The sequence below is a fragment of the uncultured Aquimarina sp. genome (genome assembly GCF_947492115.1).
Taxonomy (GTDB): Bacteria; Bacteroidota; Bacteroidia; order Flavobacteriales; family Flavobacteriaceae; genus Aquimarina.
In genome coordinates, this window is the sequence record NZ_CANLMM010000003.1 from 789399 (window position 1) to 809769 (window position 20371).

Here is a 20371-nt window from a genome sequence, read left to right on the forward strand (position 1 = left end):
TGCTAGGATTTGAGTCATAATAAAAACTATTGTTATGAGTGAAAAAGAAATAAAAAATCTAGAAGAAATCTTTGAACAAAAGATTGCCAGAGATGAAAAGATTGAGCCAAAGGATTGGATGCCGGAAAAATATAGAAAGACTCATATTCGTCAGATATCTCAGCATGCACATTCTGAGATCGTAGGAATGTTACCAGAAGGTAATTGGATTACAAGAGCACCTTCTCTAAGACGAAAAGTAGCATTACTAGCAAAAGTACAAGATGAGGCAGGACATGGGCTATACTTATATAGTGCTTGTGAAACCCTAGGTATTTCTAGAGACGAATTATATGATCAATTACATACAGGAAAAGCTAAATATTCGAGTATCTTCAACTATCCAACAATAACTTGGGCAGATATTGGAGCTATTGGTTGGTTAGTAGATGGTGCGGCTATTATTAATCAGGTACCATTATGCAGTACTTCTTACGGTCCGTATGCAAGAGCTATGATCAGAGTATGTAAAGAAGAAAGTTTCCACCAGAGACAAGGTTTTGAAATTATGATGACTTTAGCTAATGGAACTCCAGAACAGAAAGAAATGGCACAGGACGCTTTAAATCGCTGGTGGTGGCCATCTTTGATGATGTTAGGTCCTACAGATGCCGAGTCAGTGCATACAGCACAATCTATGAAATGGAAGCTAAAACGTAAAACGAACGACGAATTACGTCAGCAGTTTATTGATCAAACAGTGCCGCAAGCTGATTTAATTGGACTTACGGTGCCAGACCCTGATCTAAAATGGAACGAAGAAACTGGCCATTATGATTTTGGAGAAATTGATTGGGAAGAATTTTGGCAAGTTGTTAAAGGACATGGTCCTTGTAATAAAGAGCGTATGAGTGCTAGAGTAAATGCTTGGGAAAAAGGAGAATGGGTAAGAGATGCAGCTATGGCCTATGCAAAGAAGCAAGAAGATAAAAAGCTGAGAGAAGCAATCTAAAATATAAGAAATGAAAAATAATTGGCCACTTTGGGAAGTATTTGTTAGAAGTAAAAATGGCTTAGAACATAGACATTTTGGAAGCCTACACGCTGCAGATGCAGAAATGGCTTTAGAAAATGCCAGAGATGTATACACCAGGAGAAGTGAAGGAGTTAGTATATGGGTTGTGGAGTCAAAGAATATTACAGCTTCAAATCCCGATAATAATGGAGAACTTTTTGAACCCGCGCAGGATAAAATATACAGACACCCAACGTTTTATGATCTACCTGATGAGGTAAAGCATATGTAATTCTTCTAAAAAAGGAAGTTTTTAGGTAAACTAAAAGTTAATTAAAAGATACCCGCTTTGGCGGGACAGTATCATGAAAAACGAAAATTTAGTTCAATATATATATGGTATAGCTGATAATGCCTTGATCTTAGGACAACGCTTATCAGAACTATGCGGTCATGGTCCTAGTTTAGAAACTGATATTGCAGGTACTAATATGGCTCTTGATCTTTTAGGTCAAACACGCAGTTATTATCAATATGTAGCCAGTCTAGTAGGTGAAGGAAAAACGGAAGATGATATAGCTTTTCTAAGAACAGAAAGACAATATAAAAATGTACTGTTAGTGGAACAACCTAATAGACATTTTGGATATGTAATCGCAAGACAATTTCTATTCGATGTTTTTCACCTTTTACTACTTCAGGAATTGCAAAGAAGCGAAGATGAAACCTTAGCAGCAATTGCTAAAAAAGGGATCAAGGAAGTAAGCTATCATAGAAGATTTTCCTCTGATTGGATAAAAAGATTGGGTGATGGAACAGAAGAAAGTCATCAAAAAGTTCAAGAAGCGATTAATGATTTATGGAGATTCACAGACGAATTATTCCATATGACAGAGAATGATATGATAATTGCTGATGAAGGAGTAGGAATAGATGTGAAACAACTAAGAGAAGATTATTATAGGATTGTAAAAGAAGTTCTCGAAGAAGCAACCTTAGCAGTTCCTGAAATAAAATATTTTCAAAAAGGAGGCAAGCAAGGAATTCATAGTGAGCATATGGGGTATTTGTTATCCGATTTGCAATATATGCAGAGAACTTACCCTAACATGAAGTGGTAAGAAATGTTTTTAAGTGCGAAAGAAAACCATTAGATTCTCATCTTTAATATAAAACAAGTATACATTGACTATAGAATTGCAACCTCATATCGATCCAAAACTAATTCCAATTCTGGAAAAAGTTCACGATCCCGAAATTCCCGTATTAGGAATTTTAGATATGGGTGTAGTTCGTTCCGCAATAATGAAGGACAATGTAGCCCAAATTAAGATTACTCCAACATATAGTGGATGTCCAGCGATGGATGTTATTGGTGATGATATTGTAAGCGCATTTGCTAAAGAAAATATTACAGCCAAGGTGCAATTAGTACTTTCGCCAGCTTGGACTACCGATTGGATAACTCCAAACGGAAGGAAAGCATTAGAGGAGTATGGTGTAGCAGCTCCACTAGGAGAAGAAGCTGATAAGGCTGTTTTATTAGAAGGAAAGAGGATTGTGAAATGTACCAATTGTGGTTCTACAAATACGAAAATGATCAGTCAATTTGGTTCTACGGCCTGCAAAGCATTGTTTCAATGCGAAGACTGTCTAGAACCTTTTGATTATTTTAAATGCTTAAAATGAATGTTAGGACTTAGAACTACCATATACAAAGTAAGTGATCTTGAAAAAGCCAAAAAATGGTATACAAAGGCTTTTGAAGTAGCACCTTATTTTGATGAACCTTACTATGTGGGGTTTAATGTTGGTGGATTTGAATTAGGTCTACAACCAGAAGAAGAAACTCCTGCAAAAAAAACTGAAAATGTGCTATCCTATTGGGGAGTTAGTGATGTTGAAAAAGAATTTCAAAGACTTATTGATTTAGGAGCTATATCTCATGAAAAACCAACTAATGTAGGAGGAGAACTCATGGTGGCAACAGTGAAATGTCCTTGGGATAATGTTATCGGAATTATTTATAACCCATACTTTAAAATAGAAACACAATAATCAAAAAAATAATCCTTAAAAATTTTTCTTCTTGAAAAAAATTAGGATACATAGTTTATGAGCTCAATACAAATAAAAATAGAAAACGGAGTTGCCTGGATTACCTTAAACCGTCCAGAAACATTTAATAGTTTTAATAGAGAAATGGCACTTTCACTTCAAAGTACACTAGATGATTGTGAAAGTAATAAGGAGGTAAGAGCTATTGTGTTAACTGGTAATGGAAAAGCATTTTGTGCAGGACAAGATTTAAATGAAGTTACATCTCCAGAACTAAATCCTGGTTTTAGAAAAATCCTAGAAGAACATTACAATCCTATTGTACAACGTATCCGAAAAATTGAAAAGCCTATCATAGCTGGAGTCAATGGAGTTGCTGCGGGAGCGGGAGCAAATATTGCTTTAGCTTGTGATATTGTTATTGCGTCAGAGGCATCAAGTTTTATTCAGGCATTTAGTAAAATAGGGTTGATCCCAGATAGCGCTGGAACATTCTTTTTACCAAGACTTATTGGTTTTCAAAAAGCGTCAGCATTAATGATGCTGGGAGATAAGGTTTCAGCTAACGAAGCAGAATCCTTACGTATGGTTTACAAAGCAGTTCCGATAGAAAGCTTTATGGAAGAAGTTGGGAAAATAGCAAATAAGTTGGCAATGATGCCAACAAAAGCTTTAGGGTTGACAAAAAGATTGCTTAATCAATCTATGGTTAATAATTTAGATCAACAACTCTCATTAGAGTCAGATCTTCAAATAGAAGCTGCTGAGACCGAAGATTATTCGGAAGGTGTTAATGCCTTTATAGAAAAAAGAAAACCTGTTTTTAAAGGAAAGTAAATGATAGTAGGTATTATAGGATCAGGAACAATGGGTAGCGGTATTGCACAAGTGGCAGCCACAGCTGGTAATACTGTAAAAGTATTTGATACTAGAAAAGAAGCACTGGAGAAAAGTAAACTCGCTTTAGAAAAAATATTATCACGTCTTGTAGTAAAGGGAAGAATAAACGAAGCTGATAAAGATCGTATTCAAGGTAATATTCAGTATGTTGATTCCTTAAAAAGCTTAGATAATACCGATTTGGTAATCGAAGCTATTGTAGAGGACTTAGATATTAAACAAAAGGTGTTTTCTGAACTAGAATCATATGTTTCAGAAAACACCATTATTGCTTCGAATACATCTTCTTTATCAATTGCATCTATTGCCGCTTCATTACAAAAGCCAGAAAGATGTATAGGAATTCACTTTTTTAATCCGGCACCATTAATGAAGCTGGTCGAAGTTATTCCAGCAGTACAGACTTCAGGAGGTGTTACTCAAAAAGTTGTAGAAACTATTTCTGACTGGAAAAAGGTAGTTGCATTAGCAAAAGATACTCCTGGATTTATAGTGAATCGAGTAGCTAGACCCTTTTACGGTGAGTCACTGCGAATTTTTGAAGAGGGTTTAGCAGATGTCAGTACCATTGATAAAAGTTTAAAAGAGTTAGGAGGTTTCAGAATGGGCCCCTTCGAATTGATGGATTTTATTGGTAATGATGTCAATTATAAAGTAACCGAAACCGTGTTTACGGCTTTTTATTATGATCCGAGATACAAACCATCTTTTACACAAAAAAGACTGTCCGAAGCAGGATATTTGGGTAGAAAATCGGGAAAAGGATACTACAATTATAATAACGAAGGGAAGATAGATTCACAAAATGTAGTAAGTCCTAAAAGCTCAAGTAAAGTCGAGAAATTATCCAAAGAAGAACTTCCACAATATATTTTCAACCGAGTATTGGTGATGTTAATTAATGAAGCTGCAGATGCATTGTTTTGGAATGTTGCTTCAGCAGAAGATATAGATAATGCTATGACCAAAGGAGTAAATTATCCTAAAGGTTTATTGGCATGGGCAGATCAAAAAGGTATAGACTGGTGTGTAAATAAACTAGATAAGCTCTATAACGAATATCATGAAGATCGATATAGATGTAGTCCAATATTACGAAAAATGTTGAAAGAAAATAAACGGTTTTTCTCATAGGTATGAATGGTGAGGTATTAGGTTATAGGATTATCAATAGAAAATATGGAGTCTAAATATAATTTTAAGTTTGAGAATTTAACGGTCTATAACAAAGCAATGGAATTTGGAGAAGTTGTTAATTCTTTGACTAAGAAATTTCCAAAGGAAGAGCGATTTGAATTGACTTCTCAATTTAAACGTGCAGCTGATTCTATAGGTCTAAATATAGCTGAAGGTGCCTCAGGAAGTGATGCTCAGTTTCATAACCATTTAGGTATTGCTTGGCATAGTGCGCATGAATGTGTTGCTTGTAGTTCTAAAGCAAGAATGAGAACCTACATTACATTCGAAGAAGATGAAGAAAATAGAAGAATGATTACTGAACTTTCAAAAATGATTACCACTTTGAGAAATAGAATTTCAACCAGAATTAAAAATAAAATATGAAATGAGCCATAATAATTGGGTGATACCCATCGAAATGATTAATGGCGAATTCGATCTGACAATTGAAGAAAAAATATAATATAAACAGATGAAAAATCTAAAACCTCTTTCCTCAAACCTAATACCTATTAAAATGCTGAGCATTGATCCGTTTAGTCAATGGTTAGGTATCGAAGTTTTAGAAGTAGAAAAAGGTAGATGTAAAGTAGGAATGACGGTTAGAAAAGAAATGTTGAATAGTATGGGTAAAGCCCACGGAGGCATATCCTATAGTTTAGCAGATACAGCTTTCGGTTTTTCCGCCAATACTCATGGTAAGTACGCTGTCTCTATAGAAACATCTATCAATCATATCGAAGCCTTAGAAGAAGGAGATTACCTAACTGCAGAAGCCGTTACCGATATAGCAAAAACAAAAGTTGGGTTTAATATCGTAGAGGTAAAAAGAGGAGAACAAATTGTAGCGCTTTTTAAAGGAGTCGTTTACAGAACAAATAAAGATTGGGAATAGCTTTTTAACTAACTATTTATTATTAACACAAACAAATGAGAGTATTATTAACAACAGCAGTCCTGTTATTATTTTTTTCCTGCGGGAAAGAAACAAAGTCTGAAAAAGAAACGCTAGAAGGAACAGAACCAGTTACCACTGAAACTTCAGAACAAAGATCCGAAGAGGTAGAAAGTGCTTTGGGAGGGTTGTTTAATGATCAAATTGATATGGAAGTTGATGAATCCGTTTTCGTAATTGATAATGGAACGAATAGAGCAAATGAAGATATGTCGGCAGGTATCATGAAAATGTTAGCGCCACAACCCTATGAAGCGTTTAAAAAGAGAATGATGGAAGAACCCGAAGATCAAAATGGAGTTACTTCTTTAGGAATAGAAGAAGTGGAATTAGGCGGGAGAACTGTTTTAGTCCAAAAGTCAAAAACGTTGGATGATGCTGGAGGAGAAATGATGATGATCATGCATGCTTTTGATGCAGGAGAGAACAAAACGATCATGATTTCTTCCTACTTTATGAAAGAGGAAGAATCCAAATATTTACCGCTAATAGAAAAATCAGTACTATCAGCAAAATTGAAAGAATAAAAAACAATGAAAGAAGCATATATTATAGATGGAGTACGAACTCCGATTGGTAATTACAAAGGAACGTTATCAGCTGTTCGTACGGATGATTTAGGTGCTTTGGTTATTCAAAAACTAGTAGAAAACAATCCTAATATCCCAAAAGAAGCCTATGACGATGTAATTATGGGATGTGCTAATCAAGCTGGAGAGGATAATAGAAACGTCGCAAGAATGTGTTCTTTGTTGGCAGGGCTACCTTTTACCGTTCCCGGAGAAACTGTAAATCGTTTATGTAGTTCTGGATTGTCAGCAATTATTCATGCCAATAGAGCAATTAAAGCAGGAGATGGAGATCTCTTTATCTCTGGAGGAGTAGAAAATATGACTCGTGGTCCTTATGTAATCGCAAAGCCATCTTCGGCCTTTGGTAATGACTCTAAAATGTATGATTCGAGCTTTGGATGGCGATTCGTGAATCAAAAAATGCATGAATTGTATGGTACTGATGGTATGGGTACTACTGCGGAGAACTTGGTGGAGAAATATAACATCTCTCGAGAAGATCAGGATGCATTTGCCTATTGGAGCCAGATGAAAGCTACAAAAGCGAGAGAATCGGGCAGGTTAGCAAAAGAGATTACTACAGTAGAAATTCCACAACGTAAAAAAGATCCAATCCTGTTTTCTGAGGATGAGTTTATAAAGCCAACTACAACAAAAGAGGTGCTTGCAAAACTACGCCCTGCTTTTAAGAAAGAAGGTAGTGTTACTGCTGGTAACTCTTCAGGTCTTAATGACGGAGCAGCAGCAACCATTATTGCTTCAGAGGATGCAGTAAAGCAATATGGGTTGAGTCCTATTGCAAGAATAGTAAGTTCTGCCGTAGTTGGAGTGGAGCCGAGAATTATGGGAATAGGCCCTGTACAAGCATCTAATAAGGCGCTAGAAAAAGCAGGGATTACGATGGATGATATTGATATTATAGAATTAAATGAGGCTTTCGCTTCACAAGCACTGGCTTGTATAAGAGAATGGGGATTAAAAGATGATGATCCTAGAATTAACCCAAACGGAGGATCTATTGCAATAGGTCACCCTCTTGGAGTAACAGGAACTAGAATTGCCTATTCCGCAGCACTCGAATTACAAGAGCAAAATAAACGATTTGCTCTTATTACAATGTGTGTAGGAGTTGGTCAAGGATATGCCTGTGTAATTGAACGAGTGAGTTAGTCGATGAGTGTTGAGTACACTCGCTTCGCTCGCTGTGAGGTTTGAGAATATAAGAAAAATTGTCATTCCTGCGGAGGCAGGAATCTATATAAGATTAAACTTTTTTGTTTCTTTTTTACATTACACAAAAAGGAAATAAAAAAAGAAAATAAAAAGCGAAAGCATGAAAATACTACAAAGCTATATCAATGGAACATGGGCAGAAGGAGAAGGTGATGGTATCATTATGAATGATGCCGTAACCGGAGAAGTAATTGGTCGTTCTACAACTGATGGTTTGGATATACCATCAGTATTACAATACGGCAGAACCAAAGGAGGCGAGGTGTTAAGAAAAATGACCTTTCAGGAGAGAGGAAATATGCTTAAAAAATTAGCATTGTTCTTAACTAAGAGGAAAGAGCAGTTTTACGAGATAAGTTATCGTACCGGAGCAACGCGTATTGATAGTTGGATAGATATAGAAGGAGGATTCGGAAACTTGTTTGCTAATGCATCTCTTAGAAAATTATTTCCTAACCAATCGTATCATGTAGAAGGTGATCCAGTAGATTTATCAAGAGGCGGAAGATTTATGGCACATCATATTTTGGTCCCAAAACGTGGTGTTGCAGTACATATCAATGCATTTAACTTTCCTATTTGGGGAATGTTAGAAAAATGTGCAGTCAATTGGATGGCTGGTATGCCCGCAGTAGTATTACCAGCACCACAGACAGCATATTTAACCGAAGCTGTGGTGCGTGTGATCATTGATTCTGGAATTCTTCCAGAAGGCTCTTTGCAATTACTTAGTGGTATGACTAAAAATATTTTGGATACTGTTGAATCTCAAGATGTAGTGACTTTTACAGGATCAGCACATACAGGTAAATTGTTAAAAGCACATCCTAGGTTAATTGAGGAATCAGTTCCTTTTACAATGGAAGCAGATTCTTTGAATGCTTCAGTATTAGGTAAAGATGCATTACCAGGTACTCCAGAATTTAATCTTTTTATCAAAGAAGTTAGGAAAGAAATGACCGTTAAAACAGGTCAGAAATGTACCGCAATCAGAAGAATTATTGTTCCATCTAGTTTAGTAGAAGATGTTCAAATTGCATTAGGACAACAATTAGATAAGGTTACTATCGGTGATCCAAGGTTGAAAGAAGTAAGAATGGGAGCTTTGGCGAGCAAACAACAAGTAGAAAGTTTCCGTAATAATGTATCCGAAATAGCAAAAACTGCACAAATGGTATATGGTAGTTTAGATACCATAGAAACTGTTGGTGCTGATGCAGAAAAAGGAGCATTTGTTAGTCCAATCTTGATGAGACAAGATGATCCCTTCAAAAATACAGAAGCACATATCATAGAAGCATTTGGACCAGTTTCAACCATCATGCCATATGATACATTGGATGATGCCATCACTCTTGCGCATATGGGTAAAGGATCTTTGGTATCTTCTATTTTTACCTATGATGATCGGATAGCCAAAGAGTTTGTAGTTGGAGCAGCTTCACATCACGGACGTATTTTAGTTGGAAATCGTGAAAACGCTAAGCAAAGTACTGGTCATGGTTCTCCATTGCCAATGTTAACCCATGGTGGTCCAGGTCGAGCTGGTGGTGGTGAAGAGATGGGTGGCATGAGAGGAATTAAACATTATATGCAACGATGTGCCGTACAAGGTACTCCAACAACTCTCACTGAAGTAACCGGGATTTACCAAGCCAACTCAAAATACAAAGAAACAGATAAGCATCCATTTGCATATCACTGGGAAGATATCGAACCAGGAATGTCGTTAAAAACACATAAAAGGACAGTTACGGATACTGATATCATAAATTTTGCTAATCTTACTTGGGATCATTTCTATGCTCATACAGATATCACATCGCTAGAAGGAAGTATTTTCGAAAAAAGAACAGCACACGGATATTTTATATTAGCAGCGGCAGCAGGTCTTTTTGTATATCCTAATAAAGGACCGGTAGCGGCAAATTATGGTTTAGAGGAGTGTAGGTTCCTGAGACCTATCTACCATAATGATACGGTATATGTAAGACTTACTTGTAAGCAAAAGATTGATCGTGATCATAGAGGTAAAGAGTTACCGAGTGGAATCGTAAAGTGGTTCGTAGAGGTATTTGATCAAGAAGATGAATTAGCCGCAATAGCTACAATTTTAACGATGGTACAAAAAAAATCACCATTTGTACAAGTGAATCGTTCAAATATTGAAGGATATTTAGCAAAGCTTACTGAAGATATGAAACCGAAGTGGGGCATCATGACACCACAACATATGATAGAACATCTAGAATATACAGTACGCATTGGAGCTGGTGAAATTCAGGATTTTGAGATCGCTACTCCAGAGGAGTATTTAGAAAAAGTACAAGAGATGGTTTATAATCATAAACCCATGCCAAGAGAACATCAACATCCTTTGATGAAAAAAGGAGACCTAGAAGTTTTAAGACATGAAAACCTTGCTACTGCTAAAACCAAATTGTTAGAAGCATTAGATAATTTGGAAATATTTTTCAAAGAAAATCCAGAAACAGTGACCAAAAATGCAGTTTTTGGAGAGATGAATAAGTTTGAGTGGGATCTACTTAATGTAAAACATTTGAATCATCACTTTGAACAGTTCGGATTATTATAAAATTTAAGAATAAAAAATTGACAGCACCTTACGTACATATAGATATAGAAAATGGGATAGGAACTATAGAGTTCTTTCATCCAGCGCATAATTCATTACCAGGAGATATTCTGGCTAAACTAGCACAAACAATTACTGAAGCTGGTGAAAATGACCAGATAAAAGTAATTATTTTAAAGAGTGGAGGTAATAGAACCTTTTGTGCAGGAGCTAGTTTTAAAGAGTTAATCAATATCAATGATGCAGAGACAGGTAAAATCTTTTTCTCTGGTTTTGCCAATGTGATCAACGCTATGCGTAAATGCCCAAAATTCATTATTGGTCGTATACAGGGTAAAACAGTTGGTGGAGGTGTAGGACTTGCTTCTGCTACAGATTATTGTATGGCTAGTAAATTCGCTTCGATTAAATTAAGTGAATTGAATGTTGGAATAGGTCCATTTGTAGTAGGTCCTGCAGTAGAACGGAAAATAGGATTATCTGCAATGTCTCAAATAGCTATTGACGCAAATTCTTTTTATGAAGCAGAATGGGCTCGTGATAAAGGATTGTTTACCAAAGTTTTTGAAGATACAGAGACCTTAGATGAAGAGGTGAAAGCATTTGCAGCGCATCTATGCACTTACAATCCTGAAGCCATGTCTGAAATGAAAAAAGCGTTTTGGGCAGGCACAGAACAATGGGATACTTTACTGGCAGAAAGAGCAGTGATAAGCGGTAGATTAGTGTTAAGTGATTTTACAAAAGAAACATTAAAAAGATTCAAATAAAAACCTGGTTGTCACACTGAGCTTGTCGAAGTGTAACAATTAGTGAATAGGAAAAGAGTCTTCGACAGGCTCAGACTGACAAAAATAAATATGATTTATAGCTTCAAAGGATATATACCTGTAGTACACGAAAGCAGCTTTGTACATCCACTAGCAGCAGTAACTGGTAATGTGATTATTGGTAAAAACTGTTATATCGGTCCTGGAGCTGCTATTAGAGGAGATTGGGGAGAGATCGTTTTAGAAGATGGAGTAAATGTACAAGAAAATTGTACCGTACATATGTTTCCGGGTAAATCCATTGTGCTTAAGGAAAGTGCACATGTAGGCCATGGAGCGGTAATTCATGGAGCTAATTTAGGACGTAATTGCCTTATAGGTATGAATACAGTAATTATGGATGATGCAGAAATTGGAGATGAGTGTATCGTAGGAGCGATGTCGTTTGTAAAAGCAAAAACAATTGTTCCCAAAAGAAGTCTTATTGTTGGTAATCCGGCAAAAGTTATTAAAGAGGTTACTGATGAAATGATTCATTGGAAAACCAAAGGAACCCAATTATATCAGCAGTTACCGACAGATTGTTTTGAGTCGTTACAAGAAGTAGAGCCCTTAAGAAAAATTCCTAAGGATAGACCAACTCAAGAAGCTTTTTATAAAACACTAGAAGAATTTAAAGAAAAAAGATGAATATAGATCAACTGATACAAGAATTAGAACCATTGCGATTACAGCTTGCAAAACATCCTTTGTATAATCAAATGAAGGAAGTACAGGATGTAAGAGTTTTTATGGAAAGTCATGTTTTTGCAGTTTGGGATTTTATGTCATTGCTAAAAAGTTTGCAAATACATTTGACAACGGTTAATCTTCCTTGGATACCCTCTAGTAATCCAAAAGTGAGAAGATTTATTAATGAAATTGTATTAGGAGAAGAAAGTGATATTGATCGATCGGGTAAATCAGTTAGCCATTTTGAAATGTATCTGGATGCAATGGAAGAAGTGGGAGCAAATACTGATCAGGTAAGTGCTTTGGTTAAGAATATCGCTGCAGGAGAAAATGTCCAAAATGCAATAGATAGCTTACCTATTTCTGAACAAGTAAAAATGTTTATGAAGTTTACATTCGAGGTTATCGCAACCAGTAAACCTCATATTATAGCTGCTGTATTTACATTTGGAAGAGAAGACCTGATTCCTGATATGTTTATCGAAATAGTAAAAGGAATTCAAGATAATTCGGATGTTACTCTGGAAAAATTAGTGTACTATTTAGAAAGACATATAGAATTAGATGGTGACGAACATGGACCACTTAGTTTAGAAATGATAGCGTCTCTTTGCGAAACTAAAGAGCATTGGGAAGAGGCATTATTATATAGCAAAATGGCCCTGGCGAACCGAATAGCACTATGGGATAATATCTCGGAAGTGTTACAAAATAGTACAGTAACATAAGAAATTTTAATTTTAGATTTAAAACTAACAAACATTAGTTAACCAAATGTCGACGATAGAATTGAAAATGCCCAAAATGGGTGAAAGTATTTCCGAAGCAACCATTTTAAATTGGTTAAAAAAGGTTGGAGATCCTGTGGAAGAAGATGAAACTATTCTAGAAGTAGCTACAGATAAAGTAGATTCTGAAGTACCTGCTCCATGTAATGGTGTTATTTCTAAAATTCTTTTTGAACCGAATGAAGTAGTAGCAATAGGAAGCGTTATAGCCATTATAGATGCAGATAGTGAAGTAGTACAAAAAGAAACCAAAAAAGAAGAAAGCTCTATAGAAAGAGTTCAAGAAAAGAAATCAAGTTCGGCTTCTCTCCCTTTGGGAGAGATGTCCACTTCAAGAGGACAGAGAGGGCAATTTAAAGCAATACGTTCTTCTGAAAATGATGGTTTCCTTTCGCCTTTAGTCATTAGTATAGCTAAAAAGGAGAATTTAAGCATAGAAGAAGTTCAAAATATAGCTGGAACAGGAGAAGGAGGACGTATCCGTAAGAGTGATATTATTGGATATTTGAAAAACAGAAAATATCCATTGCCTAGTAGACCTCAACAACCTCAGGTTTCAAAATCAACCTATAAAGCACCGCCAATTTCTTTTGTTGAAGGAAAGGATCGAATTGTTGAGATGGATCGTATGCGTAAGATGATCGCTGATCATATGGTATACTCAAAACATACCTCTCCTCACGTAACCAGTTATATAGAAGTTGATGTGACCAACTTGGTTGAATGGAGAAATAATCATAAAGTAAAGTTTCAGGAAAAGTATGGAGAGAAACTAACCTTTACACCAATTTTTGTTGAAGCAGTTGCAAAAGCCATTCAGGAATATCCTATGATCAATGTTTCAGTTGATGAAAACAAAATCGTTGTGCATAAAGATATTAATATAGGAATGGCAACAGCACTGCCTAGTGGTAATTTGATTGTGCCTGTGGTAAAACAAGCGGATGAAAAAAATCTATTAGGATTAGCAAAACAAGTAAATCACCTTGCCAATAATGCCAGAACTAATAGTTTGAAACCAGAAGAGATTCAAGGTAGTACATTCACCATTTCTAATGTAGGAACATTCGGTAGTTTAATGGGTACACCTATTATTAATCAACCGGAAGTTGCTATTCTGGCTTTAGGAATTATCAAAAAACGTCCAGAAGTTATTACTACAGATAAAGGAGATGAAATTGCCATAAGAAGTATGATGTATTTATCCTTATCATTTGATCACAGGGTAGTAGACGGTTTCTTGGGAGGATCCTTCTTAAGAAAAGTAGGAGATGAGTTAGAAGCTTTTGATAGTAATCGAGAAATATAATATGCGCAAGGGATAGTAGTGGTTACCCCACAGACTTGTATCCTGAGATGTCACACTGAGCTTGTCGAAGTGTTGCCGAAGGAGGCAAGACGAGGAGTATGAACGAATAGCCCGACCCGACTGAAGAAGGGATGCGCCAAAAAAAATATAATTATGGAACAACAAATCAAAATTACAAGAACTTCAGATTCAAGATTAAAAGACGTAGATTTTGATAATATTCCTTTAGGAACAGTTTTTACGGATCATATGTTTATATGTGAATATGAAAATGGAAGCTGGAACAATCCAAGAATAGAACCTTTAAAATTAATTCCTACGCATCCGGCAGCCATGGCATTGCATTATGGGCAAGCTATTTTTGAAGGAATGAAGGCGACAGTGGGAAATGATAATACTCCATTACTATTCAGACCTGAAGAAAATGCAAAACGTTTTAATCATAGTGCTAGACGAATGGGCATGCCTACCATTCCAGAATCTTTATTTGTAGAAGCCGTAGCAAAAATCGTGGGAGTCGAGCATTCTTGGATTCCACCAATGGAAGGTAGCGCACTATATCTAAGACCATTTATGTATGCAGATGAACCCTTTATCGGAATGCGAGCAGCGACAAGTTATAAGTTCATTGTGATTTGCTCTCCTGCAGGACCATTTTTTACCAAAAAAATTAGGTTGTATGCAGAAACTGAATATATCAGAGCTGCCGATGGAGGTACAGGAGAAGCAAAAGCTGCGGGTAATTATGCAGCAGCTATTCTGCCTACTGAGAAAGCAAAAGCCAAAGGATATGATCAGGTATTGTGGCTAGATGCCAATGAACATAAATATGTACAAGAGGTAGGAACCATGAATATCTTCTTTAAAGTAGAAGGTAAGTTTATTACTCCTAGTACAGATGGATCTATCCTAAAGGGAATTACCAGAGATAGTGTGATTACGTTATTAAAAGATAAAGGATTTGAGGTCACAGAAAGACCAATCACAATTGATGAGGTTATTGAGTTTTCAAAACAAGGAAAATTAGAAGAAGCTTTTGGTACTGGAACGGCTGTTGCTATCGCTATGGTCGAAGCAATCGGCTATAATGAAGAGGTAATTACATTACCATCCGAAAATCCAGTAAGTCAGGATATGAAAAAGACCATGGATGAGATCAAAACCCAAAAGCAAGCGGATAATCATGGTTGGATTATTCCTGTACAGATAGAAGAAAAGGTAAGTTAATTTACGAATTATGATTTCAGATTTACGATGGAAAGGCTTAAAAAGTAATCGTATCTCGTAAATCCTACATCAAAAATCTAGATGATATGATAGTATCAACAACGGTAGCAAAGGAAGTTTTACAAAAAGCATTTTCATTATTATGCACCGCCAAGTCTATGGCTGAGTTATATGAAGATAATTTCAAAGTAGTATCAAAGTATGTACACGCTACCTCTCGTGGGCATGAAGCTATTCAAATAGCTGCAGCAATGCAGCTATTGCCACAAGATTATGCATTTCCGTACTACAGAGATGACGCTATGTTATTGGGTATAGGAATGCGTCCGTATGATCTGATGTTGCAATTATTAGCAAAAAAGGAGGATCCTTTCTCTGGTGGTCGTACCTATTATTCGCATCCAAGTTTAAAGGATGCTGATAAACCAAAGATTCCGCATCAATCATCCGCAACGGGAATGCAAGCAATTCCGGCTACTGGTGTAGCGTTAGGAATGCAGTATAAAGAGTTAGTAGATATTCCCCATAACGATTCCAGCAACAGTGAGATATCTGAACAGCCTATGGCTGCACCACTAGTGTTGTGTTCGTTGGGAGATGCTTCGGTTACTGAGGGAGAAATTGCAGAGGCGTTCCAGATGGCAGCATTAAAACAATTACCAATATTATATTTGGTACAAGATAACGGATGGGATATTTCTGCAAATGAAGAAGAAACCAGAGCACAAAGTGCTTATGAATATGCGGCAGGTTTTCATGGATTAGAAGCCATTACTATTGATGGAGCTAATTTTATGGAAAGCTACTTGGCTGTTCAGGAGGTGATTAAAACAATTCGCGAAGAGAGAAGACCTATGTTGGTACATGCCAAGGTTCCGTTATTAAACCATCATACTTCTGGTGTACGGATGGAGTGGTATCGTGATGATTTGGAAGAAGCTCGATCTAGAGATCCATATCCAGTACTTAGGAATCAACTATTAGAAAATGGATTTACAGAAGAAGAAGTTCAAAAAATTGAAGCAGAAGCGCAGACAAATGTAAAAAAGGATTTGGAAGAAGCTATGAAAGCTGAAGATCCAACTCCTGAGGATTTGTTTACTCATGATTTTGCACCAACACCAATTCTTGAAGAATCTGGGGAACGCGCACCTGATGATAAGGATGAGGTGGTGATGGTAGACTGTGCTTTATTCGCAGTAGAAGAATTAATGAAGAAACACAAAGAGTGTTTGTTGTATGGGCAAGATGTAGGAGGAAGATTAGGAGGTGTTTTTAGAGAGGCAGCTACCCTAGCTCAGAAATTTGGAGATGAACGTGTATTTAATACACCTATTCAAGAGGCATTTATTGTAGGATCTACAGTTGGAATGTCTGCAGTTGGTTTAAAACCAATAGTAGAGGTTCAATTCGCAGATTATATTTGGCCAGGATTAAACCAGTTATTTACAGAAGTGAGTCGCTCTTGCTATTTGTCTAATGGTAAATGGCCGGTATCTATGATATTGAGAGTTCCTATAGGGGCGTATGGAAGTGGAGGACCTTATCATTCATCTTCGGTAGAATCCGTAGTAACAAATATTAGAGGATTAAAGATTGCGTATCCTAGTAACGGAGCAGATCTTAAAGGACTAATGAAAGCAGCGTATTATGATCCTAATCCCGTAGTGATTTTTGAACATAAAGGATTGTATTGGTCCAAAGTAAAAGGTACTGATGCTGCAAGAACTATAGAACCAGCAGAAGACTATGTCTTACCATTCGGTAAGGCAAATGTAGTACAACGCATCTGGCCACAAGATGAGAAAGAAACCATAACGATAGTTACCTATGGTATGGGAGTGCATTGGGCGTTGAATGCTTCTAAAGAAATAACAGATGTTGTAGAGATTATTGATTTGAGAACATTGCATCCTTTAGATGAAGAAACTATCATGGAATCTGTAAGAAAAACTAAAAAATGTTTAGTGGTTACAGAAGAGCCTTCAAATAATTCATTTGCCAGAGCACTAGCTGGAAAAATACAGGAAGAGTGTTTTAGATCCTTAGACGCTCCTGTGATGACTATTGGGGCCGAAAATATGCCAGCGATTCCGTTAAATAGTACATTAGAACAGACCATGATTCCTTCAACAGAAAAAGTAAAAAATAAAATATATGAGTTATTGAAGTATTGATACGTACAAAATATAATAGTTTCATCCCTAGTTATTTATATAGCTAGGGGTTTTTTTACTAGTAAAAATAAATAAAAGAAAGAAAAAACCTACAAAACATAATAATATTTGATTATAAATATGTTAAAAAGCATATTTTTTTAGACGAAATACACGATTTTGTTTGGAGAATTAAAAAATGATCGTATCTTTACACCAGAGTTAATGAGTTAGCGCTTTCATTCCCCCCAAGATGAAAGCATTTTAAAAAAGTGAGTTTTAATTTTAGAATAAGCCCCTAAATTAAGATGATTTGTGTGAAGAAAAAGAGCGTGGAGACGCTCTTTTTTGTTTTTATAAGTTTATTTTGTTTTTTTCAATTACTTCTAAGTCTTATCTGATTAAACTAATGCCTTAATAATGCGAGTTTATCAAAGTAATAATGATGTTAAGATTTTTTATTGTAAAGTGTTTACTTTTTTGTTTTGAATGACATCAATACCCTTTCCTACACGGCAACTTTTCCGTGACTATCAGGATATATTAGAATCTTTGATATAATGATAAGGCTTCTTTAGTTCTATATACTAGTAGAGTAGAAAATCATATGTTCATTTACTGTTTTATATTCTTTATCAAATTCTTTTCTATATTTTAATTCCACTGTATTCCAATCAGATGCCCAGCCTTTTACAATATTATTCAGATATACAATTTTGAGCTTATGTTTTCCTTTTTTAAGTGCAATAGAGCTTTCTTCAGGATGTTTTTTTATTATTTTTTGGTAATCAATAACTAATTGATTACCAATCCATATTTGATCTTGCGTACTGGAGAAATAGTATATCCCGTCTTCCGGGATATCAATATATCCTTCTAAAAATACAGCTTTAAAATTTTCTTTATTTACTTCATGTCCCCAATCGAAAGTATTATTCGCTTCTCTAATATTTTTAACAACTGATACTTCTGAAGGGATCTCTTTTTTGATTTCATTTATGTTCAAGAAATGTCCCTTGATCGTTTTTATCTTTAATCCTGGTGATAGATCTACGGATTCTGAAATAGATGGGAGATACGATTGCTTGACAATATCTATAGTTCTTGTTTTACTAATTTTGCCATGCGGTAATATAGAAGCGATTTTTAATGTTGTACTTTTATGAAAAGTAAGAGGAGAAGTATATTCTTCGCTGTTGTACGTTGGATTTGATCCATCTGTGGTGTATACCATTTTCACAGGATGGGTAGTGCTAAATGGCAAAGTCACACTATCTATAAATACTACGTGATCGGATGAAGGTCCTTCTGGTAATGGTATATGGTAATTTATTTCATGATCATCTAGTATTGGGTAAAGACTATTTAATCGGTTCAAGAAATTATTGAAGTTTTTGTTTTTACGAACTGTCCATCCAATTTCTGCAATCGCTATTAATCTAGGATATAGTTGATATTCTGCAATATTATCGTTATCCGTTTGCTCGGCCCACAAATTTCCTTGTAATCCTAAAATATGATGCCTTTTATCTTCTTTTATAGCATCCGGAATTGGATTGTACAAGTATGTTTTTTGTAATGGTGTATGCCCCCCAAAAGCCATGGGTTCAACTTGTTTACTACCTTGATAAAAATTAAGATATACATAATCCAATGGAGTCATTATTACATCATGACCTTGATTTGCCGCCTTTATTCCTCCTTTTTCGCCTTGCCATGACATAATGTTAGTAGTCTCAGTAATTCCTCCTTCAAGTATTTCATCCCAACCAATCATTACTTTATGATGTTTGTGCAATATCTTTTCTACACGTTCCATAAAGTAACTCTGTAGTTCTTCTTCGTCTTTTAACCCTTCTTTTTTCATCAACTTTTGACATAATTCTGATTCTTTCCAGTTGCGTTTGGGAACTTCATCACCTCCTACATGAAAGTACTGATAAGGAAATAATGTTGCCATTTCTGCTATGACATTTTCTATGAAGACATATACATTTTCTTTTCCTGCACATAAGATGTTGTAATCCACACCCCAAATTTCTCTTATTTCAAAAGATTTTTTCTCGCACGCCAATTCTGGATATGCAGCAAGAATTGCTCTGGCATGGCCAGGCATGTCAAATTCAGGAATGACATCTATAAATCGCTCTTGAGCATACGCTACAACTTCTTTTATGTCTTCCTGTGTGTAAAATCCGTGATAGATAGTATTATTATTATCTCCTCTTTTAGCACCAATTTCAGTTAGTTTTGGATATTGTTTTATTTCTATACGCCAACCTTGATCATCTGTTAAATGCCAGTGGAATTTGTTGATTTTTAGGGTTGCTAAGAAGTCTAACTGCTTCTTAATAAATTCTACTGTAAAAAAATGCCTGGATACGTCTAATAAAACACCCCTCCATTTAAAAGCTGGTTCATCCTTAATATCTACCGATGGAATGATAATTTCGATGTCTGATGTATAATCTTCTCTTGATACAGACGGTAGTAATTGTAATAAAGATTGTGTCCCATAAAATAACCCCTTAGCGGTTTTTGCAGTTATTATGATGTGATCTTCAAAGGTTTTTAGCAAATAGCCTTCTTCGTTTATGGATAAAGAAGAATCTATCACTAAATGGATGGAGTTTTCTTTTTTTTCTTCGGATGTATTAAGAAGTAATCCGGTTTTTTCCTGAATCATTTCTATGAAAAAAGTGGCAATTTTCTTTGCTTCTTCTTCTTTTGAAAAGAATGAGGTCTCTTTGTCGATTGTAAAACCTCCTTGTTTTTCCAATAATGACAGAGGCATTGGAGTAATTCTGGGGCTTGTATTAACGGCGATGTTTTGTTCATTTTTTTTGTAACAAGAGATGAATAAAACAAAAATGGATAGTATATATAGAATGGATCTATTCAT

The 20371-nt window shown here is 35.7% G+C and carries 19 protein-coding genes; 18 read left to right on the forward strand and 1 reads right to left on the reverse strand.

Annotation, left to right across the window (positions count from 1 at the left end):
• Positions 1 to 34 precede the first annotated feature (34 nt).
• From paaA to Q1A73_RS12835, 18 genes are all read left to right on the forward strand, one after another.
• Positions 35 to 991, forward strand: coding sequence for a 1,2-phenylacetyl-CoA epoxidase subunit PaaA (gene paaA, locus Q1A73_RS12750; protein WP_299606148.1), 957 nt, complete (start codon positions 35 to 37; stop codon positions 989 to 991).
• A gap of 10 nt (positions 992 to 1001) precedes the next feature.
• The gene (paaB, locus tag Q1A73_RS12755; RefSeq protein ID WP_299606151.1) at positions 1002 to 1286 is read left to right on the forward strand and encodes a 1,2-phenylacetyl-CoA epoxidase subunit PaaB; all 285 of its coding nucleotides are present in this window, start codon (positions 1002 to 1004) and stop codon (positions 1284 to 1286) included.
• Between the two features lie 73 nt (positions 1287 to 1359).
• Positions 1360 to 2115 (forward strand): 1,2-phenylacetyl-CoA epoxidase subunit PaaC, encoded by a 756-nt coding sequence (gene paaC, locus Q1A73_RS12760; RefSeq protein WP_299606155.1) that lies wholly within the window; start codon positions 1360 to 1362, stop codon positions 2113 to 2115.
• A gap of 64 nt (positions 2116 to 2179) precedes the next feature.
• Entirely contained in the window at positions 2180 to 2683 is a 504-nt protein-coding gene (gene paaD, locus Q1A73_RS12765) for a 1,2-phenylacetyl-CoA epoxidase subunit PaaD (protein WP_299606157.1), read from the forward strand.
• Positions 2684 to 3052, forward strand: a complete 369-nt coding sequence (locus Q1A73_RS12770; RefSeq protein WP_299606159.1) for a VOC family protein — start codon at positions 2684 to 2686, stop codon at positions 3050 to 3052.
• A gap of 57 nt (positions 3053 to 3109) precedes the next feature.
• Complete coding sequence (locus tag Q1A73_RS12775) at positions 3110 to 3889, forward strand: enoyl-CoA hydratase-related protein (RefSeq protein WP_299606161.1); 780 nt, start codon at positions 3110 to 3112, stop codon at positions 3887 to 3889.
• Positions 3890 to 5086 carry a 3-hydroxyacyl-CoA dehydrogenase NAD-binding domain-containing protein gene (locus Q1A73_RS12780; RefSeq protein ID WP_299606163.1) on the forward strand — a complete coding sequence of 399 codons (1197 nt, stop codon included), beginning with the start codon at positions 3890 to 3892 and terminating at the stop codon, positions 5084 to 5086.
• A gap of 45 nt (positions 5087 to 5131) precedes the next feature.
• The gene (locus tag Q1A73_RS12785; protein WP_299606165.1) at positions 5132 to 5515 is read left to right on the forward strand and encodes a four helix bundle protein; all 384 of its coding nucleotides are present in this window, start codon (positions 5132 to 5134) and stop codon (positions 5513 to 5515) included.
• An 88-nt stretch (positions 5516 to 5603) separates the two neighbouring features.
• Complete coding sequence (locus Q1A73_RS12790; protein WP_299606167.1) at positions 5604 to 6026, forward strand: hotdog fold thioesterase; 423 nt, start codon at positions 5604 to 5606, stop codon at positions 6024 to 6026.
• 35 nt (positions 6027 to 6061) lie between these two features.
• Positions 6062 to 6613 (forward strand): hypothetical protein, encoded by a 552-nt coding sequence (locus tag Q1A73_RS12795; RefSeq protein WP_299606169.1) that lies wholly within the window; start codon positions 6062 to 6064, stop codon positions 6611 to 6613.
• A 6-nt stretch (positions 6614 to 6619) separates the two neighbouring features.
• The gene (gene pcaF, locus Q1A73_RS12800; RefSeq protein WP_299606171.1) at positions 6620 to 7828 is read left to right on the forward strand and encodes a 3-oxoadipyl-CoA thiolase; all 1209 of its coding nucleotides are present in this window, start codon (positions 6620 to 6622) and stop codon (positions 7826 to 7828) included.
• Between the two features lie 163 nt (positions 7829 to 7991).
• Complete coding sequence (gene paaZ / locus Q1A73_RS12805; RefSeq protein ID WP_299606173.1) at positions 7992 to 10487, forward strand: phenylacetic acid degradation bifunctional protein PaaZ; 2496 nt, start codon at positions 7992 to 7994, stop codon at positions 10485 to 10487.
• Between the two features lie 17 nt (positions 10488 to 10504).
• The gene (locus Q1A73_RS12810; RefSeq protein WP_299606175.1) at positions 10505 to 11257 is read left to right on the forward strand and encodes an enoyl-CoA hydratase/isomerase family protein; all 753 of its coding nucleotides are present in this window, start codon (positions 10505 to 10507) and stop codon (positions 11255 to 11257) included.
• Positions 11258 to 11347: 90 nt separating this feature from the next.
• Positions 11348 to 11947: a transferase hexapeptide repeat family protein gene (locus Q1A73_RS12815; protein WP_299606179.1), complete on the forward strand. Its 600-nt coding sequence runs from the start codon at positions 11348 to 11350 to the stop codon at positions 11945 to 11947.
• Positions 11944 to 12717: a DUF3050 domain-containing protein gene (locus Q1A73_RS12820; RefSeq protein WP_299606181.1), complete on the forward strand. Its 774-nt coding sequence runs from the start codon at positions 11944 to 11946 to the stop codon at positions 12715 to 12717. The genes Q1A73_RS12815 and Q1A73_RS12820 overlap by 4 nt, the downstream gene beginning before the upstream one ends.
• 46 nt (positions 12718 to 12763) lie before the next feature.
• The gene (locus Q1A73_RS12825; protein WP_299606183.1) at positions 12764 to 14086 is read left to right on the forward strand and encodes a dihydrolipoamide acetyltransferase family protein; all 1323 of its coding nucleotides are present in this window, start codon (positions 12764 to 12766) and stop codon (positions 14084 to 14086) included.
• 153 nt (positions 14087 to 14239) lie between these two features.
• Complete coding sequence (locus Q1A73_RS12830) at positions 14240 to 15313, forward strand: branched-chain amino acid aminotransferase (protein WP_299606185.1); 1074 nt, start codon at positions 14240 to 14242, stop codon at positions 15311 to 15313.
• 86 nt (positions 15314 to 15399) lie between these two features.
• Positions 15400 to 17490 carry an alpha-ketoacid dehydrogenase subunit alpha/beta gene (locus Q1A73_RS12835; protein ID WP_299606187.1) on the forward strand — a complete coding sequence of 697 codons (2091 nt, stop codon included), beginning with the start codon at positions 15400 to 15402 and terminating at the stop codon, positions 17488 to 17490.
• Between the two features lie 559 nt (positions 17491 to 18049).
• On the opposite strand, the gene Q1A73_RS12840 is transcribed toward Q1A73_RS12835, so the two are convergent.
• Positions 18050 to 20371 (reverse strand): family 20 glycosylhydrolase, encoded by a 2322-nt coding sequence (locus Q1A73_RS12840; RefSeq protein WP_299606189.1) that lies wholly within the window; start codon positions 20369 to 20371, stop codon positions 18050 to 18052.